This window comes from Methylobacterium sp. D48H (assembly GCF_053345715.1).
The window spans coordinates 34,679-53,499 of record NZ_JBKFAP010000028.1 but is presented as its reverse complement, the minus strand read 5'-3'; the positions used below and the strand labels follow the sequence as shown (position 1 = coordinate 53,499).

Here is an 18,821-nt window from a genome sequence, read left to right as displayed (position 1 = left end):
GGGGACAAATCGGGGACAAATCAGATTTTGGCGCGCGCCAACCCCTTGTGATAAAACACATTTTTCGGGTTGGGGGTAGATGGCGGAGACGGAGGGATTCGAACCCTCGATACCCATTTCTGGGTATGCTCATTTAGCAAACGAGTGCCTTCAGCCGCTCGGCCACGTCTCCGGCGCTCTGGCTCTAGAAGGTCGGATCCGGCGGGTCAACCCGATCCTGGCGGGCGGCGGCCACGCGGCGGCGCTCGACGTGCTTGGCGACGCGCAGATGCCGCGAGATCGCGTAGTTCATCGCCGTCAGGAAGCCGTAGGTGCCCCGCACGAAGTGGCGGCGGCCGAGATAGGCCTTCAGGAAATTGCCCGGCAGCTCGACGAACACCCGCCAGGTCGGGATCACCACGCCCCGCGACTCCAAGTCGTCCGCCTGCTGGTCGGAGTAGCGGTTCAGCTTGTCGAGCTGGTCGCCGAGCGAGCGCACCGAGAAATGGTGGATCACGCCCCGGAGCCGGCCCGGCTTCACCCCCGGTTCCAGCGCCACCCGGTCGTGGACCGGCGAGGCGGCGTAGCGGCCCTTGTCCTTCCGGTAGAGCCGGACCGGCGTCAGCGTGTAGGCGAGCGGGTGCGGCCGGCCCTCGCCGGGGAAGATCTCGGCGATGCCGATCCGCCACGCCGGCCGGCGCGGCTCGCCCGCGGCCCAGAGGCCCCGGATCTCCCGGGCCAGCTCCGGGGGCACCACCTCGTCGGCGTCGAGGTTCAGGAGCCAGACGTGCCGGCACTGCTCCTCTGCGAAGCGCTTCTGCGGGCCGTAGCCCGGCCAGGGATGGTGCAGCACCCGCGCGCCCAGCGACTCCGCCAGGGCCTGCGTGCCGTCGGTCGACCCGGAATCGACCACCACGAGGTCGTCGGTCAGGCCGCGGACCGCCCGAAGCGTCGCGCCGATCCGGTCCACCTCGTTGTGGGCGATGATGAAGACCGACAGCGGCAGGGGCCCGTCGGCTCCCGGGACCGGCCTGGGGGCGGCGGTGCCCGCCGGAGCGCGGCTCACGCCAGCCAGTCCGGCACCCGGTCGAGGGCGATCAGGGCGTCGACGTCGAGGCGCGGGCGGACCACCGCCGCGCGGTCGCCCCGCACCAGAACCTCCGGCACCAGCGGCCTTGTGTTGTAGGTGCAGGACTGCACCGCCCCGTAGGCGCCGGCGCTCATCACGGCGATCAGGTCGCCGGGCCTCACCTCCGGCATCTCGCGGTTGAGGGCGAGGTAGTCGCCGCTCTCGCAGACCGGGCCGACCACGTCGGCGACGAGGCGCGGCGTCTCGGGACCCGGCTCGATGACCGGCCGCAGGCCGTGATAGGCCTCGTACAGGGTCGGGCGGATCAGGTCGTTCATCGCCGCGTCGACGATCACGAAGGTCCGCCCCTCGCTGTGCTTCACGTAGAGCACGCGCGTCAGCAGGATCCCGGCATTGCCGACGATCATCCGGCCGATCTCGAAGACCGGCCGCAGGCCGAGCGGGGCGAAATGCGGCCGCAGGGTCGCCGCCAGCGCGGCCGGGTCCGGCGGCGGCGCGTTGTCGTCGCGGTAGGGGATGCCGAGGCCACCGCCGAAATCGATGTGGCGCAGGGGATGGCCGGCCGCCAGCAACGCCCGGGCGAGACCGGCGAGCAGCCGGGCCGCGTCGGCGAAGGGCGCCAGATCGGTGATCTGGCTGCCGATATGCATGTCGACGCCGTGCACCGCGATCCCCGGCAGGGCGGCCGCAGCGGCGTAGACAGCCGGCGCCCGGGTGATCGGGATGCCGAACTTGTTCTCGTACTTGCCGGTGGAGATCTTGGCGTGCGTGCCGGCGTCCACGTCGGGGTTCACCCGGACCGAGACCGGCGCGCGGAGGCCGAGGCCCACCGCCACCTCGGACAGGACCGCGAGTTCCGGCTCACTCTCCACGTTGAAGCAGAAGATGCCGGCCCTCAGCGCGGCCTCCATCTCGGCGCGGGTCTTGCCGACTCCCGAGAACACGATCTTGCCAGGGTCCACGCCGGCCGCCAGGGCCCGCTGCAGCTCGCCGCCGGAGACGATGTCCATCCCGGCGCCCCGGGCCGCGAGGGTCCGCAGGACGGCCTGGTTCGAGTTCGCCTTCATGGCGAAGCAGACCAGCGCGTCGTCGGCCGCGAACGCCTCCGCGAAGACGCGGAAGTGCCGCTCCAGCGTGGCGGTGCTGTAACAGTAGAACGGTGTGCCGACCTCCGAGGCGAGGCCGGTCAGGTCGACATCCTCGGCGTGCAGGCGGCCGTCGCGATAGTGAAAATGGTGCATCTCGGCCGTGTCTCGTCGCCGTATCTCGTCCCGCCGGAGCGCGGGCTGTTTCCCGTGAAACACTCCGCCGCAGGCCGCGGCGGCGCGCGCCGGTGGCGGGGTCCGACCGAGTCCGAGCGGGGCCACCGGGCGCGCGGTACCGCGACGGCGTTCCGGCCTCCGCCCTCTACAGCAGCGGATCCAGAATGAAAGGCTCCTTCGGCACCCGGTAGCCGCGCCGCGCGCCGCGGCTGGTTTCGACCGGCGCCTCGGTGCCGCCCGGCGGGACCGCCGCCGCGGAGAGCTCGTCGCCGGCGCGCACCGAGGCCGGGTCCGGCTCCGGGGCGCCGCCGCCGAGGCCGACCGAGACCGGCAGCGTCCGCCGCCCGGTCGGCGCGTCCGCGCTGGCCTGCGCACCTGCCCGCGAGGCCGCCGTCTGGGGCGGCTCCAGCGCACCCCGCCGCCCGCAGGCGGAAGCCGCCAGGGCCACGAGGCCGGACACGGCGAGGAGTTTCAGGGCGGGTTTCGACAACATCGCGCGAGGGTCCGGCGGGCTCGGCACCGGCACGCGAGGGCCGGCGGGAGCGCTACCTTAGCCGTTGCCGCGTCCCGGCGCGAGCGCCCGTCCGCCACAGGCCGGCCGCGGCGCATGGTTGGGGCCCGTTCCCGCGGCTCCCGACCCGGCCTCGACAGCCGGGAGGCGTCAGCCCCGCCGCTCCTTGCCGCCCTGCGAGCCCTGCCGGTTCTTGGCGGGGGCGTTCTGCTGCTGCTCGGCCTCGTAGGCGTCGATCGCCCGGCGGCAGTTCTCGCTGAGCTTCTTCCAGTTCTTCTGGAAGCAGGCATCGGTGGCCGGATCGTCGGGGGCCAGGTTGCCGCAATAGGTCAGGTAGTCCCCGGTGCAGTACTTCTTCAGGGTCTCGTTGCCGCGCTTCGTCTGCTGCGCGGCTGCCGGCAGCGTCAGGGCAACGGCCGCCGCGACGGCGAGGACGATCGGCTTCAGGCGCATGGGTATCCGTACCATCTGTCGAAGTTGTGATGCAGGGCGGGTCGGCGATGCGATGATGCCTTTGCGTGGTCGAAACAAGGCAGTCATCGCAGGTTTTCGGTTGCGTTCCGGTCGCCAAACCCCGTTTCGGGGGTGGATCGGCTCAGACCCGCTCGGGTTCCGGCATCGCCGCCGCGGTCCGCGGCATCCGGCCCGGGGCCGTGAGGGCCTCGGCGACCTCGACGATTCGCCGGCGGAGATCGGCGTTCTCGCGCTCGATGCCGGCCTGCCGGTCCGGCGACAGGTTTCCGGCCCGGTCGTGGCGTTCGTTCTGGCGGTCGACCACGGTCAGGGCCAGAGCTTCCTCGGCCGCCTTCAGGCTCGCGCGCAGGTCGTCGCGCTCGGCCGCCAGCGCGGCGGCGTCCGGTGCCGGCGCCGCGCCCTGCCGGAGCGCCAGGAGACTATCGAGCAGGTCGGCATGGGCGTCCTCGAGAGCCTGGAGCGTGGCGAGGCTCGCGCTCCCGTCCTCCCGCGCCAGCGTCAGCTCGGTCTCCAACTCCCGGGTCTTGGCCTGGGCCTGGGCGATCTCGGCGTCGCGGGCAGCGACGTCGCGCGCCAGGGCGGCGACCCGCATCGTCCCGGCCCCGATCGCCGCCATGTCGGCCTGCCGCCGCGCCTCGACGGTCTCGACCCGGCGCTCCAACCGGCGCTGCTGCACGGCGAACTGCGCGCGCAGGAAGTCGCGCTCGGCGGCGATCTCGGCCGGCGACAGCGGCAGGCGCGCCTCGGCCCGCCGGCGCTCCAGGCGCGCGGCGCGGGCATTGAGGGCCGGCAGAAGCAGCAGGCCGCACAGGCTCGCCGCCAGGAAGCCCAGCGCGAAGATCATCACCGTTTCGATCACGAGGGTGCAGCCCGCGCATCCGGCCGGAAAACCCGACCCAACTCCACTCTAGCCCAGGTTGGCCGCGAGGGTGAAATCCCTCGGGGCCGGTCAATCAGAACGCGTTCCGACGCCATCCCGGATCGAGGCCGGATCTGGCCGGATCAGAACGGGTTCCACGTCGGCTCACGGGTGAACTTCAGATAGCCGACATTGATCCCGAGCCGCGCGCCGACGCCGCTGCGGATCGGCACGACGATGACCCGGTCGTTGACCACCGCGGTCATCCCGAAGCCGCCCACCAAGTAGGCGGAGCCGTCGACGCCGGCGAAGCGGCGGTACAGGTCGCGCACGTTGGGCAGGTTGTAGACCAGCATCATGGTGCGGGCGCCGTCGCCGCCGACATCGAAGCCGAGGGACGGGCCCTGCCAGTAGATGCGCCGCTTGCCGGCGTTGCGGGTGTAGAGCGTGCCCTCGCCGTAGCGGACGCCCGCCACCACGGCGCCGCCGCCCTCCTGGCCGAGGATGTAGCCGTTGGGCTCGCCCCAGCGCCGGCCCGCCTCCTCGACGGTGAGCGCGAGGCCGCGCGACACCGTGCCGAAGAACCGGTGGCCGGATTCCACGATCTCGCCGGGACGGAAGGTCTCGGGCGTGTCGAGATCCTCGCCGGCCGCGCGGGCCGCGCCCGCGGCGCCGAGGAGGGAGCCGCAGAGGGGCGCACCCAGCGCCAGGCCGAGGCCCGCGCGCAGGAGGGTGCGGCGGTCGGTGCCGCGATCGTCTCGTGCCGTCATCGTTGCCTCCTCGCCCGGTTCGATTAACGGTTCGTGCGATGGACCTGAGCCGCTCTGTCCCGCCGGGCCGGCAGAGGCCGCGCCGGGCGGATGAGTCGGACCAGCTTCTGAGGGAATCCGCAAGATGTGGTTAACGCGTCCTGACCCCGCAATCCGCATGGCCGGGCGGTCGGGCGCGCGCGTCCCGCGGGCGGCGCTCACGCTCGCGCGGGCGGTGGGGCTGTCAGCCGCGCTGTCAGCCGCGCTGGCGGCCCTGCCGGCGGTCGCCCCCGGCCGCGCCGCCGCGGAGGAGGGCCTGACGGCCCGGACGCGGATCGAGCTGCTGACGCTCAACGGCTTCGACCCGGTCAGCTACTTCCTCGAGGGCGGGCCGCAGGCCGGTCTGGCCCGGTTCGAGCTGTCCTGGGGCGGCCAGGTCTGGCGCTTCTCCAGCGGCGCCAACCGCGCGGCATTCCGGGACGACCCGCCCGCCTACGCGCCGCGCCTCGGGGGCTACGACGCCGCCGGGATCCTTGATGGCCGGCTGGTGGACGCCGATCCCCTGGTCTTCGCGGTGATCGACGAGCGCCTCTACCTGTTCCGGGATGCCGGGCGCCGCGCCCGGTTCCTGGCGGAGCCCGGCCTGGCCCGGCAGGCGGAGGCGGCCTGGCCGGCCGTGCGCCGTCTGCAGGATGTCCCGCCCGACGGCTCGCCCGAAGCCTCGCCCAACGTGCCGCCTAGGGATGCGCCGCGCTGAGCGCCGCCGCCGGCCGGTCGCTCGCGCGGGCCGGCAGGGCGAGCCGCGGGGCCAGGGCGGGGTCCCCGAGGGCCGCGAAGGGACCGTTGCGGTGATCGGGTCCGTGCTGGCCGTAGCGGATCGGGCCGCCGCCCGGCACCACCACGCAGCCACCCGCCGCCGCGACGATGTGGTCGCCCGCGGCCGTGTCCCATTCCATGGTCGGGCCGCAGCGGACGTAGATGTCGGCCTCGCCTGCGGCGATCAGCCCGAACTTCAGGGCGGACCCGACCTGGCGCGTCTCCACCACTGGCAGCGCCGCCAGGCAGGTGGCGGTCTCGGGATCGCCGTGCCGCCGGCTGCCCAGGGCGACGAGGCCCGTCCCCGGCGCCGCCCGCGCGCGGACCGGCCGCCCGGCCCCCGGCCGGCCCGCGATCACGGGGCCCTCCAGGGTCGCGGGTCCGGCCCACCAGACGCGGCCGAGGCCGGGGGCGGCCAGCGCGGCCGCCACCGGGCGGGCGCCCGACACCAGCGCGATGTTGACCGAGTAGTCCGGCGTCCCGGCGAGGAAGTCGCGGGTGCCGTCCAGGGGATCGACGAGGAAGAAGAGGTCGGCGGTGCGGGTCGCGTCGCTCTGGGCGCGCTCCTCGGCCACGACCGCGATCCCGGGGAAGCGCCCGGCGAGGGCCTCGACGATCAGGTCCTCGGCCTCGACGTCGGCGGCGCTGGAGGGTGAGCCGTCCGGTTTCAGGGCGTGGGGGCAGGGCCCCCGGTGGTAGCGGCGCAGGATCTCCCCCGCCGCGCAGGCGATCTCGGCGAGCGCCGCGGCGATCCGCTCACGCTCCGGTCCCGAGATCGTCGCCGCGCCCATCATGATGCCTCCCGACACCGCCCTGAATGCCCGAGCGGGGGGTGAATGTCGACGGCCACCGGCCGGAGCGCGCCTCATCGGCGCTCCGGCGGCTCCCGCGCGGCGGCCGGCGTCCGCGCCGGCATCCGCATCGTCCGCCGGACCCGCGCTATCAGGGCCTGGCTCTGGCGACGGTGGCGGCGCAGCTCCGCCGCGAGGCCGCGCGCGTCCGGGAGGCCCACCGCCTTGGCGATCTGCCGGGACGCGGTCTCGGACGGCTCCGCGGCAGGATCGGTCATCACGAGCCGCTGCCACTGGTAGACGGCGTCGAGGAAGCCGTAGGTCTCGGCGAGGGCCTCGCCCGCCGCCGCGGGCAGGAGGCCGCGCGCCGCCGCCTCGCGGAAGAGCGACTCCGCGCCGAGGCCGATGCAGCCGGGCCAGTCGTGCGCCTGGCTCAGCACGATGGCCTGGGCGAGGAAGTCGAGGTCGAACAGCGCGCCGGGGGCGAGCTTCAGGTCGTAGGGGCCGGCATGGCCCCGCTCCCGCGCGACCAGGGCCCGCATCGCGCCCGCCTCGGCGCAGACGGCGGCGGTCTCGCGCGGCTGTCGGAGGATCCCGGCGATCGCGGAGGTGACGTCGGCCGCCAGGGTGGCGTCGCCGGCGACGACCCGGGCGCGGGCGAGCGCCATGTGCTCCCAGAGCTCCGCCTCGCCGCCGTGATAGGCCGCGAAGCCGCTGAGCTGCACGGCGGGCGGGCTGTGGCTGCCGTAGGGCCGCAGCCGCAGGTCGACCGCGTAGAGCCGGCCGCGCCGCGTAGCCGTGGTGAGCGCCGCGAACACGCGCTGCGCCAGCCGGTTGTAGGCCACCACGGCGTCCAGGGGCCGCCGTCCATCGCTGGTGCGGTTCTCCGGGTCGAAATCGTACAGGAACACGAGGTCGAGGTCGGATTCCGCGCTGAGCTGGCGGGATCCGAGGCGGCCGAGCGCCAGGACGCAGCAGCGCCCCGCCGGCACCGCGCCGTGGTCCAGGGCGAATCGGCGCTCCTCCGCCTCCAGGCTCAGCGCCACCGTGGCCTCGGCGATCGCCGCGTAGGCCTCCCCGGCCTGGCGCGGGGTGAGGATGCCCGACAGCAGGCGGGCGCCCGTAACGAAGGCCATCTGCCGGGTGGCGTCCCGGCAGCGGTCAAGGCTCTCCTCGTGGCTCGCCGGCTGGCCCAGGAGCGACCGGTACTGCGCGCGGACCTCGTCGGGATCCGTGGTCGGCGTCACGAAGTCGGCGTCGAGCACGGTGTCGAGGACGTGCGGGCTCAGGCCGACCGTGTCGGCGAGGCGCGGCGCCGTCCCCAGGATGTCGGCGAACAGCAGGCGCAGGCGCTCGTGCGAGCGCAGGATGGCGAGGAGTTCGGCCACCGCGGGCATCCGCGCGAAGGCCCGGTCGAGGGCGAGGAGCGCCGCGTCGGGGTCGGCGGTGCCGCCGAGCGCGCGCAGCAGCGCCGGGAGCATCTCGGCGAGGATCTCCCGGGCCCGGCCGGTCCGCAGGGCCGGGCGGCGCCCGAGATGCCAGCCCTGCACGGTCTCCCAGGCCAGGGGCGGGTCCCGGAACCCGAAGGCGCCGAGCCGCGCCAGGGTCTTGGGATCCGGATCGCTCTCGCCGAAGACCAGGGCGGCCCCGTCGGCGCCGGCCTCCGGCTCCGCCTCGAACAGCAGGGCGTAGTGCGCCTGGACCCGGCCGGCATGGTGGAGCAGGGCCGCCTCGAAGGCCGCCAGGTCGGGGAAGCCCGCGAACAGGGCGAGCGCGGTCAGCGCCTCGGTCCCGGTGGGCAGGCGCTGGGTCTGCTCGTCCCGGATCATCTGGATCCGGTGCTCGAGGGTGCGCAGGAACGCGTAGGCCGCGGAGAGCTCGTCCCGGGCCCGCCCGTCGATCCAGCCCTCCGCGACGAGCTCGCCGAGCATCGCCACGGTCCGGCGGCCCCGCAGGGCCGGCTTGCGGCCGCCGAAGACGAGCTGCTGGGTCTGGACGAAGAACTCGATCTCCCGGATGCCGCCGCGGCCGATCTTGATGTCGTGGCCGCCGACCGCGATGGTCTCGTGGCCGCGGACCATGTGGATCTGCCGCTTCAGGGCGTGGATCTCGGCGATGGCCGGGAAGTCGAAGTGCCGGCGCCAGATGAACGGCGCGAGCTCCGCCAGGAAGGCCTCGCCGGCCGGGACGTCGCCGGCGATCGGCCGGGCCTTGATGAAGGCCGCGCGCTCCCAGTTCTGGCCGAGCGTCTGGTAGTAGTCGAAGGCGAAGCCGGTGGAGAGCGCCACCGCGGTCGAGCCCGGGTCCGGCCGCAACCGGTAGTCGATGCGGTGGACGTAGCCGTCGGCGGTCCGGTCGGCCAGGAGCTTCACCAGCCCCTGCGCCAGCTTGACGAGGAAGGGCTTCGGATCGCCGCCGGTCGCCGCGGCAGCGGGCTCGGCCTCGTAGAAGACGACGAGGTCGATGTCGCTGGAGTAGTTCAGCTCGCAGCCGCCGAGCTTGCCCAGGCCCAGGACGATCAGGCCCGACCCGTCCTGCGGCGCCTCCGGATCCCTGGGCCGGTACCGCCCGGCCGCCATCCCCTGCCGGAGAAGCGCCTCGACCGCCCCGCTCACCGATGCGTCGGCGAAGGCCGACAGGGCGCCGGTCACCGCGTCGAGGTCCCAGCGGCCGCCGAGATCCGCCAGGGCGACCAGGAGGGCGTGGGCCTCCCGGTTGGCGCGCAATTGCCGGCCGACCTCGGCGAGGTCGGGATTCGCCCCACAGGCGGCGCCGACGGCGCGCTGCCGCGCGATGATGTCCCGGCTCGCCGCGTCCGGCGGCTGATCCAGCAGGGCGACGAGCCGCTCGGGCGACCGGGTGGCCGCCCGCCACAGGAAGGGGGAATGATCCGCCAGGCCCAGGAGCAGCTCCCGGCAGGGCGGTGTCAGGAAGCCGGCCGGCAGCGCCGGCGCGAGCTCGGCGAGCCGGGCCCCCGCGGCGTCCGGGTCGGCGAGCCCGAGCCGGGGGCGCAGGCGCGCGCGCAGCGTCTCGGCTGGCTCGGCGGCCGCTCCCTTCGCCGCTCCGTTCGGGAGACCGGTCTCATCTCTCATGCCGCATCCTCCCTGGCGCGACGGGACCGGCATCGTAGCCGACCAAGCCGCCCGTGTCCGGTCTGGCGCACATGGCTCCAGGCGCCCGCCGCGCGTTCACGATGCTGCCAGGACCGGGCAGCGGCGACGCGTTCGCGGCCGCGCGGGCCCGGAATCGGGGGCCGTCCCGGCCTTCCGTCCGATCCGGTAACGCTTTTCAAAGCCGACCGTGGCGTCTATCCGTGCGGACCGGTCGTCGCCCCCGGTCCGGCCCGCGGGCCGCGCGGGATTCCTTCGGGCGACTCGATCGCCGCAGGGGCGGCCGAGGACCGGGCGGCCGGGAACCGGCAGCCCCGACCGGGGCCCCGGCCCGCAGACGTCCGCATTTCCGATCCGCCCGCCCGGAGCGCACCATGTCCTCCCCGACCTCGCCCACCCTGACTCTCGACGGCCTCGACCTCGCCGCCCTGCTCTGCTCCCGCGTCTGCCACGACGTGATCAGCCCCGTCGGCGCGATCGTGAACGGGCTCGAGGTCCTGGAGGACGACCAGGACGAATCGATGCGGACCTTCGCCCTGGAGCTGATCGGGAAGAGCGCCCGTCAGGCCTCGGCGCGGCTGAAATTCGCCCGCATCGCCTTCGGGGCCGCCGGCTCGGCCGGCGCCTCGATCGACCTCGCCGACGCCGAGAGCGTCGCCAAGGGCATGTTCTCCGACGACAAGACCAAGCTGACCTGGAGCGCCCCGCAGGCGCTGTTCCCGAAGAACAAGGTCAAGCTCCTGCTCAATCTCGTGATGGTCGCCACCTCGGCGATTCCCCGGGGCGGCCTGATCGACGTCGTCGTCTCCGGCGACGGCGAGGCGCCCACGCTGGTGCTGAAGGCCAAGGGCTCGCACGCCCGCATCCCGCCCCACGTCGAGGAGCTGATGGCCGGCAGCCCCGAGAGCGGCACCGTCGACGCCCACGGCATCCTGCCGTTCTACGCCGGCCTCGTGGCCCGGGCCGCCGCCATGGATGTCCGCTTCGCTATCGAGGGCGATGAAGTGACTATCACCGCCACGCCCGCAGTGATCGACACGCCCGAAGATCGCGATGGAGAGGCTTCGGACACGGCGCTGGCGTGAAACTCTGAAAAAGGTGCCGCGCGGGGCCGGGATGGAAACGCTTCCCTAACCCCGCGCGAGTAAGTAGGTTGCGCGAGACCTTCTCCGCGTAACGAGTAGCGCCTATGGACGACCTGCTTCGCGAGTTTCTGACCGAGAGCGGGGAGCATCTCGACACGGTCGATGCAGAATTGGTTCGATTCGAGCAGGATCCGAACAACGAGACTATTCTGCGGAACATTTTCCGACTCGTGCACACGATCAAGGGAACCTGCGGGTTCCTCGGACTCCCGCGGCTGGAAGCTCTGGCGCACGCCGCCGAGACCTTGATGGGTCGCTTCCGCGACGGGCTGCCCGCCACGTCGGATTCCGTCACCCTGATCCTGCTGACGCTGGACCGGCTGAAGGCGATCCTGGCCGATCTGGAGGCCACCGGCACGGAGCCCGCGGGCTCGGACGACGACCTCATCTCCGCCCTGGAGCGCATGGCCGAGGGCTCGCCGGAGCCGGAGGCCGCCGTCCCGCCGCCGCCGCCCGAGCCGGTCCTGCCCGATCCGGTGGTCCGCGAGCTGAAGCCCGGCGAGGTCTCCCTCGACGACCTGGAGGCCGCCTTCCTGGCCGCCCCCGGTCCGGACGAATCGGACTTCCTCCCGCCGCCTGCCCCCGTGGCCGCGACGCCCGCCCCTGCGGCCGCCCCGGCGCCCGCGCCCGCCGTCAGCGCGGCGCCCAAGGCCGAGAAGAAGCCCGAGCCCGTCGAGGCCGAGAAGACCGAGAAGGCCGAGCCGGCGCGCGCCGAGAAGGTCGAGGGCGCCGAGGGCGAGACGACCGCCGCCGCCAAGAACCAGACCATCCGGGTGAACGTCGACACGCTCGAGCACCTGATGACGATGGTCTCCGAGCTGGTGCTGACCCGCAACCAGCTCCTCGAGATCGCCCGCCGGCACGAGGATTCGAGCTACAAGGTCCCGCTGCAGCGCCTGTCGCACGTCACGGCCGAGCTGCAGGAGGGCGTCATGAAGACGCGCATGCAGCCGATCGGCAACGCGTGGCAGAAGCTGCCGCGCGTGGTGCGCGACCTCTCGGCCGAACTCGGCAAGCAGATCGACCTCGTGATGGTCGGCAACGAGACCGAGCTCGACCGGCAGGTCCTGGAGGTCATCAAGGACCCGCTGACCCACATGGTCCGCAACTCGGCGGATCACGGCCTCGAATCGACCGCCGAGCGCGTGGCGGCGGGCAAGCCCGCCCGCGGAACGATCCGGCTCGCCGCCTACCACGAGGGCGGCACGATCACGATCGAGATCGCCGACGACGGCAAGGGCCTGAACCTCGCGGCCATCCGCAAGAAGGCCGCGGAGCGCGGGCTCGCCTCCCAGGCCGATATCGAGCGGATGACCGACGCCCAGGTCGCCAAGTTCATCTTCCACGCCGGCTTCTCGACGGCGGCGGCGGTGACCTCGGTCTCGGGCCGCGGCGTCGGCATGGACGTGGTCAAGACCAACATCGAGACCATCGGCGGCCTGATCGACATCGCCACCACGGCGGGTCGCGGCACCACCTTCACCATCAAGATCCCTCTGACGCTGGCGATCGTGGCCGCCCTGATCGTCCGGGCCGGCGAGCACCGCTTCGCCCTGCCGCAGGTGGCGGTGCTGGAGCTGGTCCGGGTCGATGCCGGGGCGCAGCGGGTCGAGCACATCAACGGCGCGCCGGTGCTGCGCCTGCGCGAGCGGCTGCTGCCGATCGTCTCGCTCACCGGCCTGCTCGGCCAGACGAGCCCGGGCGCGGAGACGGACCAGGCCGGCTTCGTGGTGGTCGCCCAGGTCGGGCGCGAGCGCTTCGGCATCCTCGTCGACGAGGTCTTCCACACGGAGGAGATCGTCGTGAAGCCGATGTCGGTGAAGCTGCGGCACATCCCGATGTTTGCCGGCAACACGATCCTCGGCGACGGCGCCGTGGTGCTAATCGTCGATCCGAATGGCGTGGCCCGTCAGGTGGCGCAGGGCGTCCAGGGCAGCGGCGGCCACATCGACGCCGACGCCGACGAGGCGGTCGAGATGGCCGACACCAAGACCACGCTCCTGGTGTTCAAGGGCGGCCAGGGCAGCTTCAAGGCGGTGCCGCTGTCGCTGGTCACCCGTCTCGAGGAGATCGAGTGCGCCAAGGTCGAGTGGCTTGGCGGCCGCGCGCTGATCCAGTACCGCGGGCGCCTGATGCCCCTGGTCCCGGCCGACGCGGCGATCACCATCAAGTCGGAGGGGACGCAGGCCCTGGTGGTGTTCTCCGACGGCGAGCGCGCCATGGGTCTCGTGGTCGACGAGATCGTCGACATCGTCGAGGAGCGCCTCGACATCGAGATCGCGGCCGACCGGTCGGACCTGATCGGCTCGGCGGTGCTGCGGGGCCGGGCGACCGACATCATCAACATCGCCCACTTCCTGCCGCTGGCCTACGACGACTGGGCGCGCGGCCTGAAGCGGCCCGAGCAGATCTCCACGGTCCTTCTGGTCGACGACTCGGCCTTCTTCCGCGACATGCTGAGCCCGGTGCTGAAGGCCGCGGGCTATCAGGTGGTCACGGCGTCGAGCGCCGAGACGGCCCTGTCGACCCTCCAGTCCGATCCGCAGATCGAGGTGGTGGTCACCGACCTGGAGATGCCGGGTCGCAGCGGCTTCGACCTCGTCGCCGCGATGCGGCGGGCCGAGCCGCGCCTCGCCGGGCTCCCGGTGATCGGCCTCACCGGCGCGATCGGCGCCGACGCGGTGGAGAAGGCGCGGGCGCTGGCGATCAGCGACCTTGTGGCGAAGTTCGACCGCAGCGGCCTGATCTCGGCGCTGGCCGAGATCGGCGCCGCCACGGTGTCGAAAGCCGCCTGAGCCGCCGCGCCGCCCGCCCCGGGCGATCGACCCTGGCCGATCGCTCCAAGCCGATCGACCCAGGCCGATCGCGACGATCGCGACGAACGAATCCGGAGAGTTCCGATGCAGGCTGCCAACGCCAACACCAGCGGCGCCACCACCAACGGCGCCGAGACCGGCGCCACCGACGACTTCGTCACGGTCTTCGTCGGCGAGACGCTGTTCGGCCTGGCGATCGAGCGGGTCCACGACGTCTTCGTCCCGTCGGGCGTGACGCCGGTTCCCCTGGCGCCGGCCGAGATCGTCGGCCTGCTGAACCTGCGCGGCCGGGTCGTGACGGCCATGAGCCTGCGCCGGCGCCTGGGCCTGCCCGACGCGGAGGCCGAGGCGGACGGCACCAAGGCCAGCCCGAAGATGGCGATCGGCCTGGAGCAGGCCGGCGAGACCTTCGCGCTGGTGGTCGACGGCGTCGGCGAGGTGCTCAAGCTCGGCGCCGACAGCCGCGAGGCGGTGCCGATCAACCTGGATCCGCGCTTCCGCGACCTCGCCACCTGCGTCCACCGCCTCGACGGCCGGCTCCTGGTGATCCTCGACGTGGACGCGCTCCTCGGCTTCACGCCCGCCGGCGCCAAGGCGGCTTGAGGGAGAGGTCGATGAAGGCGCCCCACGAGACCACCTGCCTGGTGGTGGACGATTCCGCGGTGATCCGGAAGGTCGCCCGGCGGATCATCGAGGATCTCGGCATGAACGTCAGCGAGGCCGAGGACGGCAGCGCCGCCCTCGAGGCCTGCGCGGCCAGCATGCCCGACGCGATCCTGCTCGACTGGAACATGCCGAACATGGACGGCTACGCGTTCCTCCAGGCCCTGCGCCAGAGCGAGGGCGGGGGCGCGCCGAAGGTCCTGTTCTGCACCACCGAGAACGATGTCGGGGCGATCGCCCGCGCCCTCCGGGCGGGGGCCGACGAGTACATCATGAAGCCCTTCGACCGCGATATCCTGACGGCCAAGCTCGAACAGGTCGGTCTCGTCGCCGACGCGGCCTGATCGCCTGCTCCCTGACCCGCGGCCCGAGCCCCGCGACCCTGCACCCGAGGCAATCATCATGGCCCTGAGTCCCGCGGTCGCCCCGCTGCGCACGCCGCCAACCCAGAGCACGACCTCATCGGCCACGGCGATCCGTGTGCTCGTGGCCGACGACTCGGCCGTGGTGCGCGGCCTCGTGGCCCGCTGGATCGGCGAGGCTGGATTCGAGCTCGTCGGCACGGCCTCCAACGGCCGGATCGCCCTGGAGCTGATGGCCAAGCACGACCCGGACGTGGTCCTGCTCGACATCGAGATGCCGGAACTCGACGGCACGACCGCGCTGCCGCGCATGCTCGCCATGAGCCCGAGCGTGCAGGTCGTGATGATGTCGACCCTGACGACGCGCAACGCCGATATCTCGCTAAAATGCCTCGCGCTCGGCGCGGTTGACTACATCGCCAAGCCGGAGAGCAGCCGCGGCGTCACCACCTCGGACACGTTCCGGGTCGAGCTGATCGAGCGCGTCCGCGTGTTCGGCTCCGCCCGGGCGCGTGGCCGGCGCCCGGCCGCCGCGCCCGCCGGCCACGCGCCCGGGTACCACGCCGCGCCGGCGGCCGCACCGGCCGCACCGGCCGCAGTGCATCCGGCGCCGGCCGCGGCGGCGCGCCCGGCGACCCCCTTCACGCTGCGGCCCAAGGTCCGCAACCGGACCCAGCCCCGCGCCCTGCTGATCGGCTCCTCCACGGGCGGCCCGCGGGCCGTGGGCGAGATGCTGGAGGGCATCGGCGCGGCCGCCCTGCGGCGCCTGCCGGTCCTGATCGTCCAGCACATGCCGCCGATCTTCACGGCGGTCTTCGCCGAGCACTTGGCCACCCGTACCGGGCTCCCGGCGGCGGAGGGCAAGGCCGAGGAGCGGGTCGAGCCGGGCCGCATCTACGTCGCCCCGGGCGGCCGCCACATGGGGCTGGCCGGCGGGGCCGGCGGCCCGATCATCAAGCTCACCGACGGCCCCCCGGTGAATTTCTGCCGCCCCGCGGTCGACGTCCTGTTCAAGGACGCGGCGGTGGTCTTCGGCGCCGCCACCGCGACCGTGATCCTCACCGGCATGGGCTCGGACGGGACCAACGGCGCCCGGGCGCTCACCGAGGCCGGCGGCCCGGTCCTCGCCCAGGACGAGGCCACCAGCACGGTCTGGGGCATGCCGGGCAGCGTCGCGCGGGCCGGGCTCGCCGAGGCCGTGCTGCCGTTGCCCGAACTCGCGACGGCGCTGCGCGCCCTGATCACGGGGCAGCCGGCATGACCGAACTCGAGTTCGAATTCCTGCGCACCTTCCTGAAGCAGCGCTCCGGCCTCGCGCTGACGCCGGAGAAGCGCTACCTCGTGGAGAGCCGGCTGACCCCGGTCTGCCGCCGCTTCGGCCTCGCCAGCCTCGGCGACCTGATCGGCGCCCTCAAGCTCGCCCAGAACAGCACGATCGAGCGGGCCGTGGTCGAGGCCATGACCACGAACGAGACCTTCTTCTTCCGCGACCGGATCCCCTTCGACCTGTTCCGCGACACGCTCCTGCCGGACGTGCTGGCGCGCAATGCCGGCCGCCGCCGGCTGCGGATCTGGTGCGCGGCGGCCTCGACCGGGCAGGAGCCGTACTCGCTGGCCATGCTCCTCCAGGAGGCGGCGCCGCGGCTCGCCGGCTGGCAGGTGGAGATCGTCGCCACCGACCTGTCGACCGAGGTGATCGAGAAGGCCAAGCTCGGGCTGTACAGCCATTTCGAGGTCCAGCGCGGCCTGCCGGTGCAGTGGCTGATCAAGTACTTCACCCAGGTCGGCGAGCAGTGGCAGATCGCCCAGAGCCTGCGCAGCATGGTAGATTACCGGCAGCTCAACCTGCTGCACAGCTTCGCCTCGCTGGGCCAGTTCGACGTGATCTACTGCCGCAACGTGCTGATCTACTTCGACGCGCCGACCAAGTCGGACGTCCTGGCGCGGCTCGCGGCGCAACTCGCCCCGGAGGGCGCGCTTCTACTCGGCGCCGCCGAGACGGTGATCGGCCTGACCGACCGGCTGTCGCCGAACCCGAAGCACCGCGGCCTCTACGGCCACGCCGAGGCCGCGGCGCGCCCGGCCGAGGCGGCGCCGCTGCGCATGGCCGCGAGCCTCTGAGCGGCGCGACCGGGATCCCCGGTCGCGCCCCGGCTCCGGGCCGTCCCCGAGCCCGCCAGCGCGACGGGGATCCGGGCGATCCCGGAAACACGGCCTTATGAAGCGCGTGGGTAATTTGCACACGGACCCGCCGCCGGGCGAATCCGGCTCATCCGTGACCCGAGCCCCCCATGAGTACCGTCTCGTCCACCGCGACAGCACAGCTCGCCGCGCAGCGATGGTCGCCGCCTGCGTCGCCCCAGACCCGGATGTCCGACACGATCAGCAGCGCGCTGTCGGCCGGCACGATCAGCAGCACCGATGCGACGGCCCTCGCGGGCGCCCTGAGCAGCATCGATGGGAGCCTGTCGTCGACCAGCGCTGCCTCGACCAGCGCGACGAGCCGGTCCGGGCTCGACCCGTCCTCGATGAAGGACCGGATCGACGGCCTGATCGCCGATCAGGTCAGCAGCGGCAGCCTCACCGCCGACCAGGCCACGGAGCTGAAGAACCTGTTCGCCAGCCACGGCCGGAGCACCCAGAGCGCGGACGCCACCGGCGACGGGACTGGCGACGTCGCCGGCCCGGACGGCCCGCCGCCCGGGCCCCCGCCCGGCCCGGCGCCGACGGACGCTGCGGGCAGCGGCGGGCGCGGGGCGTCGGTCTCCGCGTCGACCTCGACTTCGACCTCGACCACCGACGCGGCGCGCACGACGAACGACCTGCTGTCCACCTTCATCCAGCAGCTCCAGAGCGGCCAGTCGGGCCGCGTCGGCTACGGGGCGAGCGGCACCGCCAACAGCGGCGCCGTCTCGGCGCTCCTCCTCGACTTCCGCAGCTGAGGCCGGGGACGGGCCCGGCGGGCCTCCCGCCCGGTGCATCGCCCGCCTGCGCGCGGCCGGGGTCGACCCCGGCCGCGCGACGCGGCATCACAGCGCCGGACAGGCACGGGAGAGACGGCATGGCGGCAGGAGCGGGGACCGGATTGCCCAAGGTCGCGTTCATCGGTACGGGCGGGACGATCTCGTCCCTCGGCCGCGATGCCCTCGACATCCTCGACTACACCGCCACCGACCGGCGTCTCGAGGCCGGCGCGATCCTGGACGCGGTTCCGGAACTCGCGACAGTCGCCGCGGTGGTGCCGGTGCCGTTCCGGGCGGTCCCGAGCCCGGCGATCGGGTTCGCCGAGTGGCGCGACCTCGTCCGGCTGTGCGAGCGCCTCGCGTCCGAGCACCCGGACCTCGCCGGCATCGTCATCGGGCACGGCACCGCCACGCTGGAGGAGACCGCCTACGCCCTCAGCCTCACCCTGACGGTGGATCTGCCGGTGGTGCTGGTCGGCTCGCAGCGGCCGATGAGCGCCCTCTCCACCGACGCCAAGCTGAACCTCGTGGCGGCCGTGCGCACGGCCGCGGCGCCCGCCTCCCGCGGGCGCGGCGTGCTGGTGGTGCTCAACGACGAGATCCAGGCGGCCCGCGAGGTGACCAAGACCTCGGTGGCCCGGCTCCAGACCTTCCGGACCCCGGATTTCGGCGTGCTCGGCCACGTCGACGGCGAGTCCGTCCGCTACTACCGCCGCTCCGAGCGGGCGCACGCGCCGGGCACGCCCTTCGACATCCGGACCCTGCCGGCGCTGCCGCGGGTCGACGTCGCCTACGGGTACGCCGACGCCGACGGCACCGCGGTCCGGGCCTTCCTGGCCGCGGGCGCGCGCGGCCTCGTCGCGGCCGGTCTCGCGCCGGGCATGACCCCGCCCGGCGAGGCCGAGGCCCTGGAGGCGGCGGCGGCCGCAGGGATCGTGGTGGTGATGTCGACCCGGGCCGGCAGCGGCGTGGTCCCGCTCACCACCCGGCTGCGCAGCCGCGGCATCCTCAGCGCCGACAACCTCACCCCGCAGAAGGCCCGGATCCTGCTCGCCCTGGCGCTGACCGTCACGGCGGAGCCCGAGGCGGTGGCGCGGCTGTTCGCGACCTACTAGCGACGCGTCCCGGGGCCGGTCGCCCGCCCCGCCGAGCCCTCAACGCCCCCTTCCGGCCCGTCCCGGACGGTCCCCGCCGCGCGCGAACCCTGTCGCGGCCCGTGGCGCGCGCCGGC

17 protein-coding genes and 1 tRNA gene are annotated in these 18,821 nt (G+C 73.5%); 9 read left to right on the top strand and 9 right to left on the bottom strand.

The features are described 5' to 3' along the window. Positions 1-80 precede the first annotated feature (80 nt). From ACLBX8_RS27420 to ACLBX8_RS27390, 7 genes are all read right to left on the bottom strand, one after another. Positions 81-172 (bottom strand) — tRNA-Ser (locus tag ACLBX8_RS27420). 12 nt (positions 173-184) lie between these two features. Then, positions 185-1,045 carry a glycosyltransferase family 2 protein gene (locus ACLBX8_RS27415; RefSeq protein WP_447700240.1) on the bottom strand — a complete coding sequence of 287 codons (861 nt, stop codon included), beginning with the start codon at positions 1,043-1,045 and terminating at the stop codon, positions 185-187. After that, positions 1,042-2,310: a diaminopimelate decarboxylase gene (lysA, locus tag ACLBX8_RS27410; protein ID WP_447700239.1), complete on the bottom strand. Its 1,269-nt coding sequence runs from the start codon at positions 2,308-2,310 to the stop codon at positions 1,042-1,044. Before lysA ends, ACLBX8_RS27415 begins: the two co-directional genes overlap by 4 nt. Positions 2,311-2,476: 166 nt before the next feature. Continuing rightward, the gene (locus ACLBX8_RS27405; protein WP_447716126.1) at positions 2,477-2,824 is read right to left on the bottom strand and encodes a hypothetical protein; all 348 of its coding nucleotides are present in this window, start codon (positions 2,822-2,824) and stop codon (positions 2,477-2,479) included. Positions 2,825-2,992: 168 nt separating this feature from the next. Continuing rightward, a complete protein-coding gene (locus ACLBX8_RS27400; RefSeq protein WP_020094369.1) occupies positions 2,993-3,295 on the bottom strand; it encodes a hypothetical protein in 303 nt (100 codons plus the stop codon). A gap of 142 nt (positions 3,296-3,437) precedes the next feature. Next, positions 3,438-4,160, bottom strand: coding sequence for a hypothetical protein (locus tag ACLBX8_RS27395; RefSeq protein ID WP_447700238.1), 723 nt, complete (start codon positions 4,158-4,160; stop codon positions 3,438-3,440). 158 nt (positions 4,161-4,318) lie between these two features. After that, positions 4,319-4,945, bottom strand: a complete 627-nt coding sequence (locus tag ACLBX8_RS27390) for a DUF1134 domain-containing protein (protein WP_091682796.1) — start codon at positions 4,943-4,945, stop codon at positions 4,319-4,321. Between the two features lie 157 nt (positions 4,946-5,102). Here ACLBX8_RS27390 and ACLBX8_RS27385 point away from each other — a divergent pair, with 157 nt between their 5' ends. Continuing rightward, the gene (locus tag ACLBX8_RS27385; protein ID WP_447683261.1) at positions 5,103-5,681 is read left to right on the top strand and encodes a YHS domain-containing (seleno)protein; all 579 of its coding nucleotides are present in this window, start codon (positions 5,103-5,105) and stop codon (positions 5,679-5,681) included. On the opposite strand, the gene ACLBX8_RS27380 is transcribed toward ACLBX8_RS27385, so the two are convergent. Together ACLBX8_RS27380 and ACLBX8_RS27375 are read right to left on the bottom strand one after the other, a co-directional pair. Continuing rightward, a complete protein-coding gene (locus tag ACLBX8_RS27380; protein WP_447700237.1) occupies positions 5,662-6,534 on the bottom strand; it encodes a 3'(2'),5'-bisphosphate nucleotidase CysQ family protein in 873 nt (290 codons plus the stop codon). The genes ACLBX8_RS27385 and ACLBX8_RS27380 overlap by 20 nt on opposite strands. Before the next feature lie 71 nt (positions 6,535-6,605). Then, on the bottom strand, positions 6,606-9,623 hold the full coding sequence (locus ACLBX8_RS27375) for a bifunctional [glutamine synthetase] adenylyltransferase/[glutamine synthetase]-adenylyl-L-tyrosine phosphorylase (protein WP_447700236.1): 3,018 nt from the start codon (positions 9,621-9,623) through the stop codon (positions 6,606-6,608). A 392-nt stretch (positions 9,624-10,015) separates the two neighbouring features. On the opposite strand from ACLBX8_RS27375, the gene chpT reads away from it, so the two are divergent. The 8 genes from chpT to ACLBX8_RS27335 all read left to right on the top strand — a co-directional run bounded on the left by chpT (position 10,016) and on the right by ACLBX8_RS27335 (position 18,705). Next, positions 10,016-10,726, top strand: a complete 711-nt coding sequence (gene chpT, locus ACLBX8_RS27370; protein ID WP_447700235.1) for a histidine phosphotransferase ChpT — start codon at positions 10,016-10,018, stop codon at positions 10,724-10,726. A 104-nt stretch (positions 10,727-10,830) separates the two neighbouring features. Further along, the gene (locus tag ACLBX8_RS27365; protein ID WP_447716125.1) at positions 10,831-13,581 is read left to right on the top strand and encodes a hybrid sensor histidine kinase/response regulator; all 2,751 of its coding nucleotides are present in this window, start codon (positions 10,831-10,833) and stop codon (positions 13,579-13,581) included. Between the two features lie 105 nt (positions 13,582-13,686). Further along, positions 13,687-14,205, top strand: a complete 519-nt coding sequence (locus tag ACLBX8_RS27360; protein WP_447700233.1) for a chemotaxis protein CheW — start codon at positions 13,687-13,689, stop codon at positions 14,203-14,205. Between the two features lie 11 nt (positions 14,206-14,216). Beyond that, positions 14,217-14,609, top strand: a complete 393-nt coding sequence (locus ACLBX8_RS27355; protein WP_012320961.1) for a response regulator — start codon at positions 14,217-14,219, stop codon at positions 14,607-14,609. A gap of 58 nt (positions 14,610-14,667) precedes the next feature. Next, the gene (cheB, locus tag ACLBX8_RS27350) at positions 14,668-15,888 is read left to right on the top strand and encodes a chemotaxis-specific protein-glutamate methyltransferase CheB (protein WP_447700232.1); all 1,221 of its coding nucleotides are present in this window, start codon (positions 14,668-14,670) and stop codon (positions 15,886-15,888) included. Then, complete coding sequence (locus ACLBX8_RS27345) at positions 15,885-16,748, top strand: CheR family methyltransferase (protein ID WP_091682808.1); 864 nt, start codon at positions 15,885-15,887, stop codon at positions 16,746-16,748. The genes cheB and ACLBX8_RS27345 overlap by 4 nt, the downstream gene beginning before the upstream one ends. Before the next feature lie 248 nt (positions 16,749-16,996). Next, positions 16,997-17,569, top strand: a complete 573-nt coding sequence (locus ACLBX8_RS27340) for a hypothetical protein (RefSeq protein WP_447700231.1) — start codon at positions 16,997-16,999, stop codon at positions 17,567-17,569. A gap of 119 nt (positions 17,570-17,688) precedes the next feature. Beyond that, positions 17,689-18,705 carry an asparaginase gene (locus ACLBX8_RS27335; RefSeq protein ID WP_447700230.1) on the top strand — a complete coding sequence of 339 codons (1,017 nt, stop codon included), beginning with the start codon at positions 17,689-17,691 and terminating at the stop codon, positions 18,703-18,705. Positions 18,706-18,821 lie beyond the last annotated feature (116 nt).

Bases quoted from the DNA above. Each gene is read 5' to 3' on its own strand.
- ACLBX8_RS27395 (WP_447700238.1), bottom strand. From the start codon at position 4,160: ATGATCTTCGCGCTGGGCTTCCTGGCGGCGAGCCTGTGCGGCCTGCTG.
- ACLBX8_RS27345 (WP_091682808.1), top strand. From the start codon at position 15,885: ATGACCGAACTCGAGTTCGAATTCCTGCGCACCTTCCTGAAGCAGCGC.
- ACLBX8_RS27380 (WP_447700237.1), bottom strand. From the start codon at position 6,534: ATGATGGGCGCGGCGACGATCTCGGGACCGGAGCGTGAGCGGATCGCC.
- ACLBX8_RS27335 (WP_447700230.1), top strand. From the start codon at position 17,689: ATGGCGGCAGGAGCGGGGACCGGATTGCCCAAGGTCGCGTTCATCGGT.
- chpT (WP_447700235.1), top strand. From the start codon at position 10,016: ATGTCCTCCCCGACCTCGCCCACCCTGACTCTCGACGGCCTCGACCTC.
- ACLBX8_RS27355 (WP_012320961.1), top strand. From the start codon at position 14,217: ATGAAGGCGCCCCACGAGACCACCTGCCTGGTGGTGGACGATTCCGCG.
- ACLBX8_RS27400 (WP_020094369.1), bottom strand. From the start codon at position 3,295: ATGCGCCTGAAGCCGATCGTCCTCGCCGTCGCGGCGGCCGTTGCCCTG.
- ACLBX8_RS27360 (WP_447700233.1), top strand. From the start codon at position 13,687: ATGCAGGCTGCCAACGCCAACACCAGCGGCGCCACCACCAACGGCGCC.
- ACLBX8_RS27390 (WP_091682796.1), bottom strand. From the start codon at position 4,945: ATGACGGCACGAGACGATCGCGGCACCGACCGCCGCACCCTCCTGCGC.
- ACLBX8_RS27365 (WP_447716125.1), top strand. From the start codon at position 10,831: ATGGACGACCTGCTTCGCGAGTTTCTGACCGAGAGCGGGGAGCATCTC.
- cheB (WP_447700232.1), top strand. From the start codon at position 14,668: ATGGCCCTGAGTCCCGCGGTCGCCCCGCTGCGCACGCCGCCAACCCAG.
- ACLBX8_RS27405 (WP_447716126.1), bottom strand. From the start codon at position 2,824: ATGTTGTCGAAACCCGCCCTGAAACTCCTCGCCGTGTCCGGCCTCGTG.
- lysA (WP_447700239.1), bottom strand. From the start codon at position 2,310: ATGCACCATTTTCACTATCGCGACGGCCGCCTGCACGCCGAGGATGTC.
- ACLBX8_RS27340 (WP_447700231.1), top strand. From the start codon at position 16,997: ATGTCCGACACGATCAGCAGCGCGCTGTCGGCCGGCACGATCAGCAGC.
- ACLBX8_RS27385 (WP_447683261.1), top strand. From the start codon at position 5,103: ATGGCCGGGCGGTCGGGCGCGCGCGTCCCGCGGGCGGCGCTCACGCTC.
- ACLBX8_RS27375 (WP_447700236.1), bottom strand. From the start codon at position 9,623: ATGAGAGATGAGACCGGTCTCCCGAACGGAGCGGCGAAGGGAGCGGCC.